Annotated in this window: 14 protein-coding genes and 1 tRNA gene; 7 read left to right on the forward strand and 8 right to left on the reverse strand. The window is 38.0% G+C overall.

Features of this window, described 5'->3' with window-relative positions:
- Positions 1 to 6: 6 nt before the first annotated feature.
- From ENH66_03865 to ENH66_03900, 8 genes are all read right to left on the reverse strand, one after another.
- Entirely contained in the window at positions 7 to 1,689 is a 1,683-nt protein-coding gene (locus ENH66_03865; protein ID HDZ54802.1) for a ribonuclease J, read from the reverse strand.
- 170 nt (positions 1,690 to 1,859) lie between these two features.
- A tRNA-Leu gene (locus ENH66_03870) sits at positions 1,860 to 1,941 on the reverse strand.
- 262 nt (positions 1,942 to 2,203) lie between these two features.
- Positions 2,204 to 2,782 carry a glucose-6-phosphate isomerase gene (locus ENH66_03875; protein ID HDZ54803.1) on the reverse strand — a complete coding sequence of 193 codons (579 nt, stop codon included), beginning with the start codon at positions 2,780 to 2,782 and terminating at the stop codon, positions 2,204 to 2,206.
- The gene (locus tag ENH66_03880) at positions 2,773 to 4,797 is read right to left on the reverse strand and encodes a hypothetical protein (protein HDZ54804.1); all 2,025 of its coding nucleotides are present in this window, start codon (positions 4,795 to 4,797) and stop codon (positions 2,773 to 2,775) included. Before ENH66_03880 ends, ENH66_03875 begins: the two co-directional genes overlap by 10 nt.
- A 48-nt stretch (positions 4,798 to 4,845) precedes the next feature.
- Positions 4,846 to 5,082, reverse strand: a complete 237-nt coding sequence (gene secG, locus ENH66_03885; GenBank protein ID HDZ54805.1) for a preprotein translocase subunit SecG — start codon at positions 5,080 to 5,082, stop codon at positions 4,846 to 4,848.
- A gap of 23 nt (positions 5,083 to 5,105) precedes the next feature.
- Positions 5,106 to 5,471, reverse strand: coding sequence for a hypothetical protein (locus ENH66_03890; protein HDZ54806.1), 366 nt, complete (start codon positions 5,469 to 5,471; stop codon positions 5,106 to 5,108).
- A gap of 82 nt (positions 5,472 to 5,553) precedes the next feature.
- A complete protein-coding gene (locus ENH66_03895) occupies positions 5,554 to 7,314 on the reverse strand; it encodes a hypothetical protein (GenBank protein ID HDZ54807.1) in 1,761 nt (586 codons plus the stop codon).
- Between the two features lie 114 nt (positions 7,315 to 7,428).
- Positions 7,429 to 10,491: a hypothetical protein gene (locus tag ENH66_03900; GenBank protein HDZ54808.1), complete on the reverse strand. Its 3,063-nt coding sequence runs from the start codon at positions 10,489 to 10,491 to the stop codon at positions 7,429 to 7,431.
- Between the two features lie 73 nt (positions 10,492 to 10,564).
- Here ENH66_03900 and ENH66_03905 point away from each other — a divergent pair, with 73 nt between their 5' ends.
- The 7 genes from ENH66_03905 (at position 10,565) to ENH66_03935 (ending at position 19,972) form a co-directional block, all read left to right on the forward strand.
- Positions 10,565 to 11,341: a hypothetical protein gene (locus tag ENH66_03905; GenBank protein HDZ54809.1), complete on the forward strand. Its 777-nt coding sequence runs from the start codon at positions 10,565 to 10,567 to the stop codon at positions 11,339 to 11,341.
- Between the two features lie 115 nt (positions 11,342 to 11,456).
- Positions 11,457 to 14,450 carry an excinuclease ABC subunit A gene (gene uvrA / locus ENH66_03910; protein ID HDZ54810.1) on the forward strand — a complete coding sequence of 998 codons (2,994 nt, stop codon included), beginning with the start codon at positions 11,457 to 11,459 and terminating at the stop codon, positions 14,448 to 14,450.
- 345 nt (positions 14,451 to 14,795) lie between these two features.
- Positions 14,796 to 15,086 carry a co-chaperone GroES gene (locus ENH66_03915; protein HDZ54811.1) on the forward strand — a complete coding sequence of 97 codons (291 nt, stop codon included), beginning with the start codon at positions 14,796 to 14,798 and terminating at the stop codon, positions 15,084 to 15,086.
- A gap of 2 nt (positions 15,087 to 15,088) precedes the next feature.
- Positions 15,089 to 16,795 (forward strand): chaperonin GroEL, encoded by a 1,707-nt coding sequence (gene groL, locus ENH66_03920; protein ID HDZ54812.1) that lies wholly within the window; start codon positions 15,089 to 15,091, stop codon positions 16,793 to 16,795.
- A 173-nt stretch (positions 16,796 to 16,968) separates the two neighbouring features.
- Positions 16,969 to 17,745: a HAMP domain-containing histidine kinase gene (locus ENH66_03925; protein HDZ54813.1), complete on the forward strand. Its 777-nt coding sequence runs from the start codon at positions 16,969 to 16,971 to the stop codon at positions 17,743 to 17,745.
- Between the two features lie 143 nt (positions 17,746 to 17,888).
- A complete protein-coding gene (locus ENH66_03930; GenBank protein HDZ54814.1) occupies positions 17,889 to 18,275 on the forward strand; it encodes a response regulator in 387 nt (128 codons plus the stop codon).
- Positions 18,276 to 18,286: 11 nt separating this feature from the next.
- On the forward strand, positions 18,287 to 19,972 hold the full coding sequence (locus tag ENH66_03935; GenBank protein ID HDZ54815.1) for a hypothetical protein: 1,686 nt from the start codon (positions 18,287 to 18,289) through the stop codon (positions 19,970 to 19,972).
- Positions 19,973 to 20,063: the final 91 nt, after the last annotated feature.

The following is a 20,063-nucleotide window of genomic DNA, read 5'->3' on the forward strand; positions in this document are numbered from 1 at the left end:
AAGCGTTTATACCTCTATAACAACGGGAAGAATCATGGGGCGTCTTTGTGTTTTTGTGTATAAGAATTGCCCGATTTTATTTCTGATTTCATCTTTTACATAAACCCAATTAACAGCCTTTCCAGATCCAGCCGTTTGATTGACAATAGCAATAACCTTTTTGCGCGTAGCAGCTAACAATTCTTTTGACTCTCTTAAATAAACAAAACCTCTTGAGATTATGTCTGGGGAACCTCGAACTTGGCCAGTTTGTCTATCAATTACAGCGACGATAACAAACATTCCATCTGTAGCTAGTGTTTGGCGGTCTCTAAGAACTACCTCTCCAACGTCTCCGACACCCAAACCATCAACCATAATATAATTTGAGGGGACAGTCTTTTTTGTGATAAAAGCCATTTGCTGATTTAAGTTAATAATCTGGCCATTTTCAGCTAGAATGATATTTCTTTCTGGAATTCCTTGAGATTTAGCTAGATTAGCGTTAGCAATCAACATAGATAACTGTCCATGAACTGGAAAAAAGAACCTTGGATTCATAATCCTGATCATTTGCTTTAATTCTTCTTGCTGGGCGTGACCGCCGGCATGGATATCCATCATTTGGTAATGAAAGACTTCGGCTTTTTGACGATAAAGTCCATCTTTTAAGATTTGGACCGTTCTCTCGTTTCCGGGAATAACCGACGAAGAAAAGATAACAGAATCTCCTTTTTTCAGGCGCAAGATGGGATGTTCTTTGTTGGCAATTCTCATCAAAACTGCCTGTCCTTCGCCCTGGGCTCCGGTGCAGATAATGGTTATTTTGGAATCAGGCCATTTTATTAAATCTTTAGTCTTCATTAAAGTTCCTTTTTTTGCTTTAAAATAACCTAAGTTTCGGGAGATCTCAATATTTGTTTTCATTGAATAACCCTCGACCGCTACTTTTCTTCCGTATTTTTCAGACAAAGACACTATTTGCTGGATTCTATTAATAAGAGAGGCAAAAGTAGCAGCAATGATTCTGCCTTTTGCTTCTTTAAATATTTCATCTAAATTTTTTAAAATTAGACTTTCAGAAAGAGAATGACCTTTTTCCTCGGCCCCCGTTGAATCAGACATTAGAAGCAAGATTTTTCGAGAACTCAATCTATGTAATTTTCTAAAATCGGTCGGCAAGTCATTAACTGGGGTAGAGTCAAATTTAAAATCAGAGGTATGCAAAAGATTTCCAATAGGGGTTTGGATAAAAAGACCCAAGTTGTCGGGAATATTATGATTTTGGCGGAAAAATTCCACCCCAAAAGGGCCAAGTTTTATTCTTGAGCCGTTTTTGACAGTTTGGATTTCCAGCTTTTTTCGAATCGGGAAATCTTGTTGTCTTTTCAAGATAATTCCTCGTGCCAAAGGAGAGGCGAAAAGAGGCGGATAACCCAACTTTTCTATTAAATAAGGAACCGCCCCGATATGATCGTAGTGACCATGGGTGAACACTACCCCTAAAATATTTTTTTCTTTTCCTTTCAAATAAGAGATATTCGGTATAATATAATCGACTCCTGGCATATCTTCTTCTGGCATTCGAAAACCCATATCAATAATTAAAATCTTTCCTTGCCATTCCAGAACTATCATATTCCGGCCAACCTCGCTTAATCCTCCCAGGGGGATTATTATAAGATTTGATTGTTTAAATGTTTTTTTCATAGTTAAAATGATACTGATAAGAATCCGGCACTGAAGCGAAGCCCAGAACCAGAGCAGAACTCGGTTTTGGGCTGTCCCGAACTTCGTTCTGGTTCGGGGCTCGGTGCTGGATTGGTCCTGCACCGAACGAAGTTTTGGTGCGGGAGATTTGCACTCTTTTATTTCTATTATGGGCAGGGAGGGGGTCGAACCCTCAAGCCTTTCGGCATACGACCCTGAACCGTACGTGTTTACCAGTTTCACCACCTGCCCCTACAAAATAGGTTTATTTATTCCGCCATGCCCGTCTATTTCAGACCCCGCACTAAATTTCGCAAACTGATTTTGAAGGTAGCCCGCTTCCCCGAACTATTCCTCGCTTCGCTCGTAAAGTACGGGGCATAGCGTCCAAAAGAGAAGGATGAGGCTACCTGCCCCGTATAATCCCGAAGGGATTTATATGGGGTTCGCCACACGCGGGCTACAGAATGTTAAAAATAAAATTCTATATTTAATTATTCATTCCGCGGCGAAATTAGTGCGGGGCAAGGAAATCCAAATTTTTTGGCATTTTCTTTAAAGATTTTTTAAATCGTAACTTCGGCACTTTCTTGTAATTTTTATTTTTTATCCAACCAGACCTTGTATAGTAATAACAAGCTCCCTGCCTTTTTTCGAATAGATTATAAGAATTTTTACATTTTTTAGAAATCCAGTTAGCAATTTTTAATTCTTCTTTAGAAGCATTAATAGTTATATGGCCATAATAAGGAGGAACGATAACAATAGCACCGATTTTAGCTCTAACAGCGTAAACATCTTCAATTGTCTTATTTCTATATTTCTGAAACAGAAAAATCGCTTTTCCTTTCAATACTTTGTAAACTTCCTGAAAGGTTTTAAGATGTTCGTGTCCTTTTGTTTTGGGGAATTCTTTTCCCAGCATTTTAGTTTTTATTTCTGTGATATCATACCTTAATTCACCTTTTGTTTTAATGCCCCGATACATATAATAAATCTCAAAATTGGCAGTTTTTTTTAGCCATTCTTGATCGTAGACCACTCTCTTCATGTCGTTTAAGAAACGGATTTCTGGTTTTTTTCTTATTTCCATGACCTTTTAGTTTTAATGTACCAATTTTCAATGTCGATAAATCTTTTCGAGGGATCAGCCACTATTTTTGTTTTTATTCCTTTAATCTCTTCAGAAACCAGATAGAGATAGTCCGGAGAATATAAAAATACAGCCGGAGCATCTTTAATTATAATATCTTGGAAAATGCGATATTTTTCTAATCTTTCTTTTTCATCCAAAATTTGTCGAGCCTCTTCAAGAAGTTTATCAGCCTCTTTGTTGCCATAAAGGGAAAGATTTAACCCTGGCTCTCTTTTTTGAGTAGAATGCCAGAAAGGGTAGGGATCTGGGATTAGACCCATTATTTTTCCAAAAAGAAGACTTTCGTAATCTCGAGGGTTCCAGAAATCTTGCTCCAGACTTAAGAGAGAAACTTTCTTAACCTCCAATTGTACCCCCAGAGCCTCCCATTGTTTTTTGATTAAATCAGCCGCTTGGCTGAGTTCTTCTTGGTCAATCGTTACTAAAGAGATTTTTAGTGGCAAAACTTTTTTGGGAGCATCGACACAAACTTCATTTAATTTAGCTCGAGTTGTTTTACTGACAATTCCTGTTCCTTGTGCAAATCCCCAGGGTTCTAAAATATCTTCAGAATATTTCTCTTGAAACCTAATGACCGCTTTTTGGGTTTTTTCGCCAAAGTAACCAGTTATTTCTCCTTCTGGATAAACTTGCGGATCTTTACTAAGACAACTTTGGAGATTTCTAACATCTTCGTCTTGGCTTCCTTTTTTAAGGTCTTTCTTAAATAAAATTTCCACTGCTTCTTGGATAATTTTCTCTCTTTTTCCGTCCCCATCTTCGTCCCGCCAGCCAGCTTGTTGTAAAATCTCTTTTCCTTTTTCTAAGTCAAACTGATAACCATCGGGAGCCGAGATGTTATAGATTCCCGGCACAAAAGGAGACTCTACTATTTTACCGTAACCCAAAAGAATTTCTTCCAGAAGAGCTTTTTTATTTATTCCATAGTTCAAAGCCTTCCTTACTGATTTTTCTGCCAAAATTTCAGACTTCTCTGGATTGAAAGAAATATCAAAATAGCGAGGGAAAGAAAAATTATAAACCTTAAAACCTTCACTTTTTATAGTTTTAAGATTTTTTGGAGAAACGTAATCCAGGCCTTTAATTTCTCCTCTTTGAAGGGCTTTAATTGAGTCCTGCTTATTTTCAAAAAAATGAAACGAGATTTCTGTTAGGTAGGGTTTTTTCCCAAAATAATTAGAATTCTTAACAAGAGTTAGGGAAGTGATATAGCCCGTTCTGTCATTTTTTTTCAAGTCTTTAAGCCTGAAAGGGCCTGTTCCAATTGGTTTAAAATTATAAATAGCCAAGGGGAAATTTTCAGAAGAGATATCTTGCCAGATGTGTTTTGGTAAAATTTTAAAGGTTAAGGTTTCTAAAAAAGGAGCATAGGGGTTCTTTAATTTAAATCTAACCTTGAAGTTATTTATTTTCTCTACTTCTACTCCGAATAAAGAAACCCTCAGTTGTTTGCTGTTATAATCTGGATCTTGGATTATTTTGACTGTAAAAACTACATCATCGGCTGAAAAGATCTCGCCATCATGCCAGTAAACATTTTCTAACAGATCAAATTCATATACTTTACCGTTTTCTTTAATGTTAGGGTATTCTTTGGCCAAATCCGGTACGATATCTCCGTCAGAATTATATTTCATTAAACCCGAGAAGATGAGTTCAGTTAAATCTCGATCAACATCATTGGCCGGGGCATAAATTGGATTAATGAATCTTGGTTGGCCAATTAATCCCTCACTATAGCTTCCTCCCGAAGTCGGCCGGAATTCAGTATTTTGAAAATAGAAGCTTAAGCCGAGAAAAATACCAGACCCTATAAACAAAAAACAAAAAAGAAAGAAAGCTATCTTTTCTCTCCTTTTTAGAATTTTAAAAAATTGCTTTAATTGAAAAAAAGCTGGGAATTTTCGTCCTTTTGAAAATTTTAAAGTAGCTTTTAGATTTTTGAGATTCAAATTAAAAAAAAGAGAAAATTTTCTTTGACAAACTGATATTATTAAACTTTAAGCAAGGATCAACCTCGAAAGGGCCAGAATGATAAAGAGGGCTCCAGTGATTATTGTTACCCAAAGAAGTTTTTTCTGAATACCTCTCCTGGTGCCATAAAATGCTCCTTCTCCCCCTCCCCCTCCGCCGCTACCGAAAATTGAACCCAAAGCCGTTCCTCTTTGTTGGAGTAAAATAAAAATAACCAAACAAATACTAACTATAATTTGTAATAAGAGTAGAATTTCTTTCATTTAAGATAATGTTGAGTTTAAGATTATTTTAAGAAAGATTTTTTAGGCTTAGGAAATAAAATTGAAACAACAAACCCAAGCCCCCAAATAACAAGGGTTGTCCAGAGAAGAGGTATAATTAACGGAATGGTCAGTTCAAAAAAAATAAGATCCACTGTCCAGATAATCAGCATATTAATAATTAAACTAAAAAGCCCGAAAGTCAACAGCCTTAGCGGAAGAGTTATAAAATTCAGAATCGGTTTTAAAAAGAAATTTAAGAGCCCAAGAATTAGTCCGGCTAAAAGGAGGTATTTATTCTCTCCGACAAATTCCACCCTTGGAATAAACTGAATGACCAGCCAAAGTCCTAAAATTCCGGAAACAATCTGTAAAATTAACTCTCTCATTATTTAAATATATCAAAATTTAGGTTTAAAGTCAATTTCGTCGCTCCGATCCTTAGACACCTTCGGTTTCTAACGGTCGCCTTTAGCGACCTGTTTTTCCACCACGAGAGGAAACACCAATGCGTTTCCCCCGATCCCTCCTCTGGGAATTGCCAAACGCAATTTCTCTTAATTTTCTATGATAAGCAAGAGCAAAACGGTGGGCTTCGTCGCGGAGTTGCAAAATTAAATTAAAGATTTCTCGAGGAAGACTTTTTAATAAAATCGGCTTCCCCACACCAGCCTTCGTCCCGAGGTCCTCGGCTGAGCTCGGTCGAATGCCCTCAGGCCGAGGGGAAATTTTGTTCAGGTCTCGGACTGGTCCGGCCCCGTGCCCCGAACCAGAAACTTTGTTTCGGTTCAGGACTGGTCCAGCACCGAGCTTCGCTCTGGTGCTGGGCTCGGCTCTGGTGCTGGGTTTCCGATTTTCTACAAATAGCTCGTTTTTTTTCTTCGCAAGAGCAATAACAGGAATTGCTAATTGTTGATTGCTAATCGTTGATTGAACAGCATTTAATTGGGCCTTGCCACCGTCAATTAGAATTAAATCTGGAAAGCCCCACTCAGAGTGTTTTAATCTTCGTTTAATGATTTCTTTTATCATCGCAATATCATTTGGTTTGTCTGTAATTCTAATCTTAAATTTTCGATAACAATTTTTATCGGGTTGACCATTAATAAAAGTTACCATTGAACCGGTGGCTAGTTTACCCTGAATATTAGAAATATCGTAAGCTTCGATCCGAGATATTTTTTTCTTTATTTTAAGGAGATTTTGAAGAACTTCTTGAATTTTTAGCCAGTTTTTCTCTAAACTTATCGAGATTAATTTCTTTTCCCTAAAGATTTTAGCGCGTCCTCCCAAATCCCGCCCTCTCTGGAGAGAGAGCGGGACTAGGTGGGTATGAGCAAAAACTCTTTCTATGGCGTTAATTTGGTCTCTAATTCTGGCTGCTATTTCAAAGTTTTTTAAGGCAGAAGCATTTTTCATTTCTTTTTGCAATTTTTTTAAAACCAACTGTTTTCCTCCTTTCAAAACAGTGATTAGATTTTTAATATTTTTTTTATACTTTTTTAAATCAGGGTTGGGGCCGGGGCAGAGATTTAATTGACACCAAAGACATAAAGTTTCGGGGTGCCGTTTTACGGTGTAATAGGGGAAAATTTTTCTGAGGATTCTTAAAGTTATTTTAAGGGCAGAGCCCTCTACAAAAGGCCCGATGTAAATAGATTTTGGGCTTGTCCGCCCAGTCCCGCCTCTTTTGGAAAGGGGCGGGATTTTGGCGGGTTGGTGGGTTAAGAAAACTTGGGGGAAATATTCCCCAGTTATTCCCACAAAAAAATAGTTTTTGTCGTCCCGCCACAGAATATTATATTTTGGCTGATATTTTTTGATTAGTTTGGCTTCTAAAATCAAAGCCTCAATTTCTGAGCCTGTTTTCAAGTAACCAATCTTTCGGATTTTATTTATAAAAAGAGGACTCTTGAATCCTGGCCTAGAAAAATGATTTTTTACCCTTTTTCTGATATTTGAAGCCTTGCCAATGTATAAGAATCTGTCTTTAGTAGAACCTTGATTCTTTGCTTCGTTCGGAAATAAGAACCTTGACTTCGTCAAGGACCTTGAATACTTCATATTTAAAAATTCCCTATCTTTTTTTTCGCCTACGCTTGTTGCAAGCGAGCTTCGGCGGATCCGCCGTAGCTCCGACTTTGTCGGAGCAGAGGCGGAAAAAGCATAAACTCCGGGGCCTTTTGGCAGTTCCGAGATTTTATTTTTATCTAAAAATCTAAATTTTTTCATAATCTATTTATTGTAAAATATAACTTTTGATTTTTCAATTTAAATCAAAAAAGCCATCCAATATGAAAGTTTATATCCAGACGCTAAAGAATAAATTTTAAGGAGATCGATTTATTATGGAGGTGATATTGGGAACCCCCAACTTACAAACTGGGGTGTTAAATCCACCCCCGCGTTTCCGCTTAATAAATGAGCAAAAAGCTCTACTTTTTCAAGATCGGTTGCTGGTGGAGATTCAGTTAAAGTCGCAAAATCCCGAAAAGTTTGCCGAAAAGGTTCCCAACCAATGTCTTCCTTTAATAAATAGAGAAGCCCCGTATAAGCGTCGCCCGACATATTCTGCCAGTCAGTACGGCTAGAATCTATCCAAGGGAGTGCATAACCTTCTACAAAATATTGATACGAAAATTCTCCGATAGGGACATAGCCTACAGGGCCTTGATAAAATGTTGCGGTAGGGTAGGTATTAGAAAGCACATCAGCCACATAAGTTAACTTAAAATTTGCCCAGTGTTCAGAGTTTATGGGGCTACCTCCCGCGTAGTGTTGAGATAATGCGTCAAGATCGAAATCATGGCTTAATTCATGAATCGGACCGAAGCTTAAATCGTTTTGAGTATTGATTGCTTCAAGGGCATCAGGAACATAATCTCCAAGCCAGAGAATTGGATTTCCTGCGATCATGAGACCTCCGGCATAATTAACAATTTCCTGTATTAATATTTTGTCACCATTATAAGGAGTCTGTCCAGTAAGATTATGAAGAGCAAGGTAGGCGTCGTCAAGTTTCTGAAGCCAACTGTTTGGGTCTGTTAGTAATGAACGGTGCTCAGGCAAGAAGCATATAACCACATGTTGTCCCCCAAAAGGAGGGTCAAGCTTTTCAAATGACATATCATCAAAAAAGACAGTTCCCGTGACAAGCGACCAACTATATCCGATCCGAGCAGCAACAGTTACAGTGTCTGATGCTATAGAACAGAAAAACAAGCTTTCTTCTATCCAGTCTTGAGTCCCCCAGATTCCTGGCGAACGATTAAATGATAAATAAACGGAAAGGTTAGCTCCCGTGCTCCAGCCGCCGGGTGTATCAGATAAAACAACATTTTCAGTTTTTATCCACCCCTTAAATAGATAAGAGTTATAAGGCTCTACTGAAACATTCTGTATCCACATGGCATCGTTGGGGACTGATGAAGTAATTTTAGCCGAACCCACCCCACTTCTTACAGTAGATCCGTCTGAAATCCACTCAAAAGAAGAAGGTCCGTTTCCGCCCCACTGGTTTATTGTCCAACCAGTAGGCATGCCTCCTGAGCCACTTTCAAAACCAGGATTTGCTACAAGTGAAAGGGTCGCCTCTGTTACCGTTAAATTATAAGTTACTGTTCTGGTCAGGGCAGTAACAGTAATTGGAAAGGTGCCAGCAGGAGTGTCAGGAGAGGTCATAATGGTCATTGTTGAAGAACAGGTAGGATTGCAAGAGGTTGGAGAAAAGGAGATATCCACTGTTAGGTCAACCATTATTGGCTCAGCCGAGGCAGAAAAGCCAACAGATTCAGAAGTGCCCGAAATTAAGGTGATATCAATAGGGACGGAAACTGAGTTACCTTGAATTACTGAGGTAGGGGCAACGGAACTGACCGAAAGGTCAAAAAAGAAAGGGTGAATAATGGCCAAAGTGTAAATAGCAGTTTTAGTTAATGTTCCGCTAGCACCAGTGACGGTGATATCATAAGTTCCCTCAAGAGGGATACCATCAGCAAAGGCGTTAATAGTCATGGTCGAGGAACAGGGAGATTCACAACTAGTTGGGCTTAAAGAACCCGTAGTTCCTGGAGGAAGGTCGAAAGAGAAATCAACGGTTTGAGCAAAACCACCCATAGAATCAACAGTGACCGTAGTTGAGATTGAATCACCTTCAGTCACTGTGCCAGAATTTGGACCGACCGAGAGACTAAAGGCAGGAGTAATACAGCTTTCATCTGCTTGGCATTGCTGGCCAGAGGAACAGCCACAAGTACTACAATTATTTATTAAGATTCCATTTTGGCAATATAATGGTTGATTAGTTGAACATTGGTTGTAGGAAGTACCGTCTGCACATATTAGGGCAGTGCAGACACCTTCACTGCAAGCCTCATTTGATGTGCAATCATCATAAACACTCCAATCGTCCCATTGTAAGGAACCGTCGCAGTTCGCTGAAATTCCAGAACAGTATCTATCTTGATATTTTATTCCAACATCATCTCCAAGATCGCTTCCCCAAGGACAACCGTATTCTACATTAACATTATTTTGACATTGGTAAGTGGAAGGCCTAAAGGTATTTGTCGAAGTATCGCAACAAGACCCAGAAGTACATTGAAGAGTAGCAACGTTTATGGTTACCCTGTCCTCGGTGGTCAATCCGCCTCTTTCCACAATAACCTTAGCAGTGTAGGTTCCTTCTGATGGGTAATTGCAGACATCCGTATAAGAGCTAGTGAAAACATAATCTATTCTATTATTATAACCAGGCATAACATCTGTTCCCGCATCAGAACGGTCACAATAAAAAATATAATTAGCTGGCCCAGTATCTATTCCGGAAACTTGGGCAGTAAGCTCAATATCTAAAGGGGCATTGCCGGACGAAGGATCGACAGATAAAGAAACTGAGAAGGTAGGAGTAACACAGCTTTCATCTGCTTGGCATTGCTGACCAGCGGGACAGCCGCAAGAGCTACATTTGTCAATTAGGTTACCATTCTCGCAATATATTGGTTTTATTGAGGAGCATTCGCTATAAATTGTATTATCATCACATCTTTGTATGACCTCATATTCACACTTTGAATCTTTTGTTAAAGGATTAAGACACTTATCAATGGTTTCAGAGTTCTTATCATCACAATCTACGTCTGAACAACATTCATAATTTTTACATTGGCGATTTTCGACATATTTACAATAATCACATATTATTATTTGACAAGTATTACTATCACAGACTTCATTTTCTTTGCAATCATTGTGATCTAAGCATTTTATCGGCTCAGGTGGTTCTATCGGTTCTGACATTTGTTTTGCAAGGTAAAAATATAACCCTCCGGTTATTAAGCCAGCAACAACTATAACAAAAATTATACCGATTAAAAGTTGTCCTTGATTATGAAATCTAGATTTTTCCATTTCGGACTTTTTATATAAATTTCAATATAGATTCTGTGTCTTTTCATTGTTATGATATAATAAAATTGACTTAATGAAAAATAAGAGTATAGAAAATCAACAATTTTCTTCATTACCCCCTCAGCCTGAAATTTCTTCATTGCCGGGAATTGGTGATTTGTTCAGTAGAACCTGGCAGATTTATAAGGAAAGAATTTGGGTTTTTCTCGGGATAATGATTTTACCCGTTTTTATCAATCTCGGGATTGCTTTATTCTCGGGTGGCTTATTTATATCTGTATCAGAACCAGAGCGATTATCTCCATTATTGACAATCTGGCTACCAGTCATGCCCATTTTTGTTTTAACGGCTATTATTATTAACCTTTGGGCGCCTGTAGCCTTACTTTATGCCACCAAAGAAAGAGAAGAAAAAATCAGAATTAAAGAATCTTTTGTCAGGGGTTGGCATAAAATAATTTCTTATTCTTGGATTTCTTTTTTAATGGGAATAATTATTTTTTTTGGTTTTTTGCTTTTTATTATCCCTGGTATTATTTTTATTATTTGGTTTAGTTTGGCGACTTATGTTTTGGTTGCCGAAGATTTAACCGGAACAAAAGCTTTATCGAGAAGCAAACAATTGGTTAGCGGAAATTGGTGGAAGGTTTTCTGGCGATTTTCGGTAATTACCATAATTGCTATTGTTATTTCCCTCATTATTAATTTTATTAGCAGATTAGCGGGAATTCCTCGAGAGATTGATATTTTTTCCGTAATTATTTTACTGTTCTTTGTTCCTTTTGCTGTAACCTATACCTTTCTTATCTATGAAGACTTAAGAAAACTTAAAGAAAGCGTTCCTATTTAGATTTAGCCATTGCTCAATTATTGTTTAACGTCGGGTGTTCAACATGGGCGGCCCAGCTAAGCTGGGTCGCCTTATTGATTTTTCTGAAAACTTAGAGTATGATGTAAGACTCAATATGTCCCAAGATTTTATAAAAATCAGAGGAGCTCGAGTCCATAACCTAAAAAACATTGACGTCGATATTCCTAAAAATAAATTGGTGGTTATCACCGGTATTTCAGGTTCTGGCAAATCGTCTTTAGCATTTGATATCTTATATGCTGAAGGCCAAAGAAGATATGTTGAATCATTATCTGCTTATGCCAGGCAATTTTTGGGAATAATGCAAAAGCCTGATGTGGAAAAAATAGAAGGGATATCACCTGCCATTTCTATTGACCAAAGAAAATCAGCCCATAATCCTAGATCTACCGTTGGCACAATTACCGAAATTTATGATTATCTAAGACTATTGTTTGCTAGGGCCGGTAAACCCCACTGTCCAAAGTGTAAAAAATTAGTTGCCCGTCAAACCATTGATCAAATAGTTGAACAAATCCTGAAATTGTCTAAACCCAGCACCAGAGCGAAACCCAGCACCAGAGCCGAGCACGGTGCTGGACCAGCCCGAGACCCGAACAAAGCATCTGGTGCGGGGAAAACCGAAATTACTATTTTAGGCCCAATTATTCGCAGCCAGAAAGGCGAGCATCGAGGCTTAATAGAGGAAATTCAAAGAGGAGGATTTATTCGGGTGAGAATTGATGGTATCATTTACCGAACAGAGGAGGCCTTAGAAAAATCATTAGACAAAAAGAAGAAACATGATATTGAGGTGGTGGTAGATAGATTAATGATTGAGAAAAGTTTGGATAAATCTCGGTTGGTTGATTCATTAGAGACAGCCTTGAAATTAGGAAAGGGCATCGTAATAGTAAATCAGAAACTTTTCATTGCGAAGCAATTGCCCATTGTTCGCACACAGCAAGGAGCGGAACGATTGGTTCATAAATCTAAAAATCTGAAATCTAATGACTTAATTTTCAGCGAGCATTTCGCCTGTGAGGAATGCAGTGTTTCTTTGCCGGAATTGGAGCCCCGTCTTTTTTCTTTCAATTCTCCTTATGGAGCCTGTCCGGCCTGCCATGGATTGGGGGAAAAATTAGAAGTTGACCCAAAATTAGTTATCCCTAATCATAATTTAACAATTGCTGAAGGCGCTATTAGGCCCTGGATGAAGGCTTCTCATAAGATAGGGAGACAAAGTTATTTCTGGTGGAAATTATCTGATTTGGCAGAAAGGCTTAAATTTTCTTTAACAGATTCCGTTAAAAATTTACCTCAAGAAATCATTCAGATTATTCTATATGGCGATGAGGAGTTTGAGGGAGTGATTCCTTCGTTGGAACGAAGATATCGAGAAACTGAATCAGATTACACTCGGGAAGAGATTAAGCAATACATGATAGAAAAGAAATGTGAGCAGTGCCAGGGAAAAAGGTTGAAGCCGGAAGTTTTGGCAGTAACAGTCGCTGAAAAATCAATTAATCAAATAGTTGAGACAAGCATCGAGAGATTAAAAGTGTTTCTCAGCGGGTTGTTAAGCTCTAAGTCTCGTGCCTCAAAGCCTGACGAGATAAAAATCATCCAACCAATTATTAAGGAAATTATAAATAGATTACAATTTCTGATTGATGTTGGGCTTGGTTATTTGACCCTGAACCGTAAAGCTGGCACTTTAGCTGGAGGCGAGGAACAGAGAATAAGGCTAGCCACCCAAATTGGATCAAAGCTTACCGGGGTTTTGTATATTTTAGATGAACCATCGGTAGGCCTTCATTCCCGAGACCAGGACAGACTAATTAAAATATTGAAGAAATTAAGAGATACGGGCAATACCATTGTAGTTGTTGAACATGATCCCCGGACAATAAGGGCAGCTGACTGGATTATTGATGTTGGTCCTGGGGCCGGGAAACACGGGGGAAGAATTATCTTTAAAGGCACACCAAAAAAGCTGCTTGAAGCCCATACTTTGACGGGGGATTATATGTCCGGGAGGAAGAAAGTGAAAATAAGTCATGGTAGTCAAAAAAGCCATAAGAGTTTTACAGCTGCCACAGCTCCTATGGCTCAATATCTCATAATCAAAGGCGCGCAAGAGCATAACCTTAAGAATATTGATGTGAAGATTCCTCTTGGTAAATTTATTTGTATTACCGGAGTTTCAGGGTCTGGCAAGAGTTCTTTGATGAATGATGTTTTGGCCCGGGCTTTATTGAAAAAGTTTTATAGAGCCAAAGAAGAACCAGGCAAACACAAAGAAATCTCTGGAATTGAAAATTTAAATAAAGTAGTTTTAATTGACCAATCACCAATTGGCCGTACTCCCAGGTCAAATCCCGCAACTTATACGGGATCTTTCTTTTTCATTAGAGAGCTTTTTTCACAAAGTCGGGAGGCCAGGATTAAAGGATACTTACCCGGCCGATTTAGTTTTAACGTTAAAGGAGGAAGATGTGAAAATTGCGAGGGACAGGGTCAAATTAAGATTGAAATGTATTTTTTACCGGATGTATATATTCAATGTCAAGAATGTCAGGGGAAAAGATTCAATAAAGAAACCCTAACCATTGAATATAGGGGAAAGAATATTGCCGATGTCTTAAAAATGACAGTAGAAGGAGCTTTAGATTTTTTTAAAAATATTCCCGGACTTTATCTAAAACTCAAAACTTTGAATGATGTTGGTTTAAGCTATCTTCAACTAGGACAACCTGCCCCTTCTTTGTCGGGAGGAGAAGCTCAGAGAATTAAATTAGCTGCCGAACTCTCAAAAAAGGGGACCGGCAGAACTTTATATATTTTGGACGAACCAACAACTGGCCTTCATCCAGACGATATTAAAAAATTACTTTTCGTCTTGAAAGAGTTAGTTAATAAAAACAATACTGTTCTTTGTATTGAGCATAATTTAGATGTAATAAAAAATGCTGACTGGATTTTAGATTTAGGGCCAGAGGGAGGTGAACAAGGAGGATATATCGTGGCCGAAGGAGACCCAGCTAAAATTACAAATAATAGAAAAAGCCACACCGGAAGATATTTAAAGGCCGTACTTAATGCTTAACCCTTCACCTTTCGCTAAAGGTGAAGGGGCTGATCCCGTAGAGAAGTCCCGCACTGAAAGAACTTTAGTGCGGGACTGCGCCTCCTTCGTCGCTTGTTATTCGAAACCTGCCCCGTAGTGAGCCCCGCACCAGAACGAAGTTCGGTGCGGGACTAGTCCAGAACCGAGCTCTGCTCTGGTTCTGGGCTTGTTCTACTGCGAGGTTCTTCTACCGTGATTGACAAATTATTTAAAATAAATTAAGCTTTATAGAGTATTAATCTAAACTTTCAATAGTTAACAGTCCTTAAAAGATTTTTAATATTATTTATTATTTACTGTTCACTGCTGTCTGTTTATTAATTTATGAGAATCAAACCCTTATCAGACCATATTCTTATTGAGCCAACAGAGCGAAAAAAGAAAACAACAGAAGGAATTTTACTTCCTGAAACAGCAGAAAAAGATAAACCGGAACAAGGTAAAGTGATTGCCGTGGGTCCCGGAAAAAAAACTGATTCCGGCAAAGTTGTCCCTCTCAACGTTAAGCCGGGAGATATTGTTTTGTTTACACAATATAGTCCTAATGAAATAAAAGTCGACGATAAAGAATATTTAATTGCAAAAGAGGAGGATATTTTAGCAATCATTGAATAATTATGGCTAAACAAATAAAATACGACGAAAAAGCTCGAAAACAATTAAAAGAAGGCGTTGATAAATTATCAAACGCTGTTAAAGTTACCTTGGGTCCCAGAGGACGTAATGTTGTTTTAGATAAAGGATTTGGTAGCCCAACTATTACTAATGACGGAGTAACTATTGCCAAAGAGATTGAATTAGAAGATAAGATCGAAAACCTGGGAGCCGAAATTGCAAAAGAGGTGGCCGAAAAAACTAATGATGTAGTTGGAGACGGAACTACTACTGCCGTGATATTGATTCAAGCTATGGTAACAGAGGGTTTTAAGGCCATCGGTGTCGGATTTAACCCTATGGATATAAAAAAGGGAATAGAAGATAAAGTTAAGGCAATAGTAGGAACGCTCAAAAAAAGTTCGAAAGAAATCAAGACGAAAGAAGAAAGGGCCCAAGTGGCAACTATTTCTGCTGAAAACTCAGAAATAGGAAATTTGATTGCCGAAGTAATGGAAGAAGTTGGTCAAGACGGAGTAATTACAGTTGAAGAATCAAAAGCCTTTGGCCTTCAAAAGGAGATCGTAAAAGGACTTCGTTTCGACAGAGGATATATTTCTCCTTATATGATTACTAACCCCGAAAGAATGGAAGCAGTTTATGAAGATTCTTATATTTTAATAACCGACAAAAAGATCTCGGCTATTGCAGAAATTCTCCCGCTGTTAGAGAAACTTGCCAAAACTGGAAAAAAAGAGTTAGTGATTATTGCCGATGAAGTTGACGGAGAAGCATTGGCTACTTTGGTTGTAAACAAACTAAGAGGAGTGTTTAATACATTAGCCATAAAAGCTCCGGGATTCGGGGATAGGAGAAAAGAGATGCTGCAGGATATCGCGACAGTCACCGGAGCCCAGGTAATTTCTGAAGAGGTTGGTCTAAAATTAGAAAATATCGAGTTAGATATGCTGGGATCGGCCAGAAGAGTTATTGCTACCAAAGAGAATACTACGATTGTTGAGGGGAGGGGGAACAAAGAAAAAATTGACGCCAGGATCAACCAAATCAAAAAAGAACTCAAAATTATAGAATCTGACTTTGATAAAGATAAATTACAAGAAAGATTAGCTAAATTAGCTGGCGGTGTAGCGGTCATTAAGGTTGGAGCGGCTACCGAAATTGAACAGAAAGCAAAACAACACAAAATTGAAGATGCCCTGTCTGCGACAAGATCAGCGGTTGAAGAAGGAATTGTACCGGGTGGTGGAATAGCCCTAGCTATAGCTTCTGGAATATTAACAAAACTAATTATAAAAAAGAGCTTTGAAGAAAAACCTGTCGGTAAAGAATTGTCTGCACAGGAATTAAAAGGATATATGGTGGGTCAAGACATAGTGACAAGGGCTTGCCAGGCACCGTTAAGACAGATAATAAAGAATTCCGGCGCTGACGAAGTGATTATTTATAGAATCGCCGAGGAAAGAGCAAAGGCAGGAGAAAGAACGGGAGTCATGGACTGGGCCATAGGATATAATGCTACCACCGGAGAAATTGGCAATATGTTTAAAGCTGGAATTGTCGATCCGACCAAAGTAGTCAGATCAACACTTCAGAACGCAGCTTCGGCAGCGGCAATGTTATTAACTACAGAGTGCGTAGTTGCCGAACTGCCAGAAAAAGAGACAAAAATGCCTCCAGCTAATATGCCTTCAATGCCCGAAGGATATTAAGTTTCCTGATTATTTTACCCCGCCCCCGCTTAGCGGGATGGGCGGGGCTGCGTCCCCCACGCCAACCTTTGGTAGTGGGGCTTTTGTTTTGGGGCTTATTGGCCTGCCCAGCCGCACAATCAAGTTGTGCGGCTGGGTTTGTATTTGGAATATTTTGAGGTATAATATAATCAATGATAAGATTCGGTGGAAAACCTGTGGGGGATTCAGATCCTTCGAGTGAAAAATCAAAGATTGCAGAGGTCATTTCAATTACTGCTCATCAGTTAAGACATCCGATATCAGTGATAAAAAATTATCTCGAGGCTTTGGGTTCGGAAGATTTCGGAGAGTTGAACCCGAAACAGAAAGAATACATCGGAGATGCCCTCGAAAATGTTAAACGCATGACAGAAACAGTCAATCATCTTTTAGATATCTCCAGGGTTGAAGAAGGGAGATATGAACTTAAATTAGAGCCCATATCTTTAGTAGAAGTTACTGAATCTGTAGTTCGGGAATTGGGTTTTTGGGCCGAGGCTTCTAATTGTAAAATTGTATTTCAACAACCAAGAGAAATTTTACCGTCAGTTCTTACAGATCCTTTGAAGATTAAACAGGTAGTGGAAAATTTAATTACTAATGCTATCAAATATAAGAAAGCAGGACAGGAGATAGTAGAAATAACCTTAATGAAAAAAGGGAAAGAAATGGTTTTCTCTTGTAAAGATAATGGAATAGGTATTCCCAAAGAGGATTCCAAAAAGGTCTTCTCAAAATTTTATCGTTCAGAAGAAGCAATGGAAATAGATCCTACCGGTGCCGGGCTCGGACTTTATTTAAATCAGGCAATAGTTGAGGCTAGTGGAGGAAGAATCTGGTTTTCTAGAAATAGAGATTTTGGAATGACCTTTTCTTTTAGTCTTCCTATTTTTTCAGCCTCTGTCTTTATCACCAGAAAAACTTATTAGTTTGTTTGATTTCATTTCATTCAATTATGTCTCATAACAAACCAAAGTATTAATGGTTGAGGAAGACTCCGGCACCAGAACTCACTCCGTTCGTTCGGTGCGGGGCAAGAATAAGAACTATAATACTTTTGTCTCATTTACCCATGTCTAACCCAAAGCTAAAAATCTTAATGGTTGAGGAAGACCGATTTTTAAGAAAAATCTATCGGGATAAATTCTCTCGGCTAGGTTTTGAGTTTTTGGAAGCAACCAACGGAGAAGAAGGTTTAAATAAGGTTATTTACGAGAAACCCGATTTAGTCATATTAGACTTAATGTTGCCCAAGAAAAATGGTTTTGACGTTTTAATCGATATTAAAAATAACAAAAATACCCAAAAAATCCCGGTAATTATTCTTTCTAATCTTGGCCAAGAGTCTGATATAAAAAGAGGTTTCTCTTTGGGGGCTGCAAGCTATCTAGTGAAAACTGAAGTCAGTCTATCTGGGATAGTAGAAGAAGTGAAAGAACAAATAGCCAAAAATAGATAGTTTTCTGTTAGATGATAAAAATAACCGAACAATTTCTAAAAAAAATTTTAGTAAAACCAGATTTAATTTCAAAAAAGGATTTTAATTTAATCAAGAAAAAGGCCCTGGCAGAAAAAGAATCTTTAATTGAGGTGATTCTGGACCAGGGCCTAATTTCTGATGAACAATTTGGTCGTTTAGTCGCCGACGAAATTAAATTTTCTTTCGTTGATCTCAAAAAAATAAAAATTAAAAAAGAGATACTTAATATCATTCCTGAGATCATGGCTCGCCATCAAGAGATTATCGTTTTTGAGAGGACTAAAGAGGGTTTGAAAGTTGCTCTCACTAATCCTCAGAACTTAGAATTAAGAGAATTTATTGAGAAGAAAACCGGAGAAAAGGTTTTGCCTTATTATACAACCAAAAAAAATATTCAAGAAACTTTAAAATATTACAAGAAAGAAATTCAAGAAATTTTTAATGAACTAATAGATAAAGCCTTAAAAGAATCGAAAAAAACCACCAAGGCCGAACCATTGCCTATAATTAGAATGGCCGATCTGATTTTAAATTATGGTTATGAAAATCGGGCTTCCGATATTCACTTCGAACCCTATAAGAAAAAGGCTATTTTAAGATATCGTATTGACGGGGTTTTGTACGATGTTTTAACTGTATCAAAAATTATCCACGGTTTTTTAGTATCTAGAATTAAAATTATTTCTAAACTTCGCACTGATATTCATGAGGCCGCCCAAGACGGCCATTTTTCATTTTCTGTTCCCCAAGAAAAAGTTGATGTCAGAGTTTCTATTGTTCCAATTGAAGAAGGAGAAAAAGTGGTTTTAAGACTTTTATCAGAAAGAGCTCGGAGATTCGAACTGGAGGGCTTGGGAGTGGAACAGAGAGAAATAGGAATTATCAAGAAAAATATTAAAAAATCTTGGGGAATGGTTTTAGTTTCTGGTCCGACCGGATGTGGAAAAACCACAACTTTATATGCCATTTTAAAAATTTTAAACACTCGCAAGGTTAACATTTGTACTATTGAAGATCCTATTGAATATGATATTGAAGGCGTTAATCAAATTCAGGTTAATTTCAAGACAGGCCTCACTTTCTCTAAGGGTCTAAGGGCAATAATGCGTCAGGACCCAAATATTATTATGGTTGGCGAGATTAGAGACCAAGAGACCGTCAAATTGGCAGTAAATGCGGCAATGACAGGTCATTTAGTTTTATCTACTTTTCATGCAACAGATGCAGCTACCACCTTACTCCGGCTTTTAGAGATGGGAACTGAACCGTTTTTAATTTCTACAACTCTAAATTTAATTATTGCCCAGAGACTGGTCAGGAAAATCTGTTCTAAATGTATTGAAAGTTACGAAATTTCCTTTGAAGAAGTATCTCAATTATTGGGCAGACATCTTGCCTCAAAATTTCCAAAAACAAGAGGAAAAAAAATTCGCCTTTTTCGAGGACAAGGATGTTCTCTCTGTCAAAACACAGGATACCTTGGCAGAACAGGCATTTACGAGGTTTTAGAAATGAAAGAACCAATTAAAAAGTTGATCATAGAAAGAGCTACCGCAGATCAACTTAGAGCTAAAGCTCAAAAATTAGGAATGCAGACCATGATTGAGAATGGCTTAAAGAAAGTAGAAGACGGAACTACTACTTTAGAGGAAGTCTTGAGAACTATTAAGGAATAAATAATCCTACCAATTACGAATAAACCGAAATTAACATACGAATCTACGAATGAACAGTTTTGGCTACGGATTAATATATTATTCGTAGCGG

Source organism: Candidatus Nealsonbacteria bacterium (genome assembly GCA_011050465.1).
GTDB lineage: Bacteria > Patescibacteriota > Minisyncoccia > Minisyncoccales > RBG-13-36-15 > RBG-13-36-15.

Excerpts from the sequence above, each read along its gene's own strand:
- ENH66_03915 (HDZ54811.1), top strand. The coding sequence starts at position 14,796 with ATGAGAATCAAACCCTTATCAGACCATATTCTTATTGAGCCAACAGAG.
- ENH66_03875 (HDZ54803.1), bottom strand. The coding sequence starts at position 2,782 with ATGGAAATAAGAAAAAAACCAGAAATCCGTTTCTTAAACGACATGAAG.
- groL (HDZ54812.1), top strand. The coding sequence starts at position 15,089 with ATGGCTAAACAAATAAAATACGACGAAAAAGCTCGAAAACAATTAAAA.
- ENH66_03895 (HDZ54807.1), bottom strand. The coding sequence starts at position 7,314 with ATGAAAAAATTTAGATTTTTAGATAAAAATAAAATCTCGGAACTGCCA.
- ENH66_03890 (HDZ54806.1), bottom strand. The coding sequence starts at position 5,471 with ATGAGAGAGTTAATTTTACAGATTGTTTCCGGAATTTTAGGACTTTGG.
- ENH66_03935 (HDZ54815.1), top strand. The coding sequence starts at position 18,287 with ATGATAAAAATAACCGAACAATTTCTAAAAAAAATTTTAGTAAAACCA.
- ENH66_03905 (HDZ54809.1), top strand. The coding sequence starts at position 10,565 with ATGAAAAATAAGAGTATAGAAAATCAACAATTTTCTTCATTACCCCCT.
- ENH66_03930 (HDZ54814.1), top strand. The coding sequence starts at position 17,889 with ATGTCTAACCCAAAGCTAAAAATCTTAATGGTTGAGGAAGACCGATTT.
- ENH66_03900 (HDZ54808.1), bottom strand. The coding sequence starts at position 10,491 with ATGGAAAAATCTAGATTTCATAATCAAGGACAACTTTTAATCGGTATA.
- uvrA (HDZ54810.1), top strand. The coding sequence starts at position 11,457 with ATGTCCCAAGATTTTATAAAAATCAGAGGAGCTCGAGTCCATAACCTA.
- ENH66_03865 (HDZ54802.1), bottom strand. The coding sequence starts at position 1,689 with ATGAAAAAAACATTTAAACAATCAAATCTTATAATAATCCCCCTGGGA.
- ENH66_03925 (HDZ54813.1), top strand. The coding sequence starts at position 16,969 with ATGATAAGATTCGGTGGAAAACCTGTGGGGGATTCAGATCCTTCGAGT.
- secG (HDZ54805.1), bottom strand. The coding sequence starts at position 5,082 with ATGAAAGAAATTCTACTCTTATTACAAATTATAGTTAGTATTTGTTTG.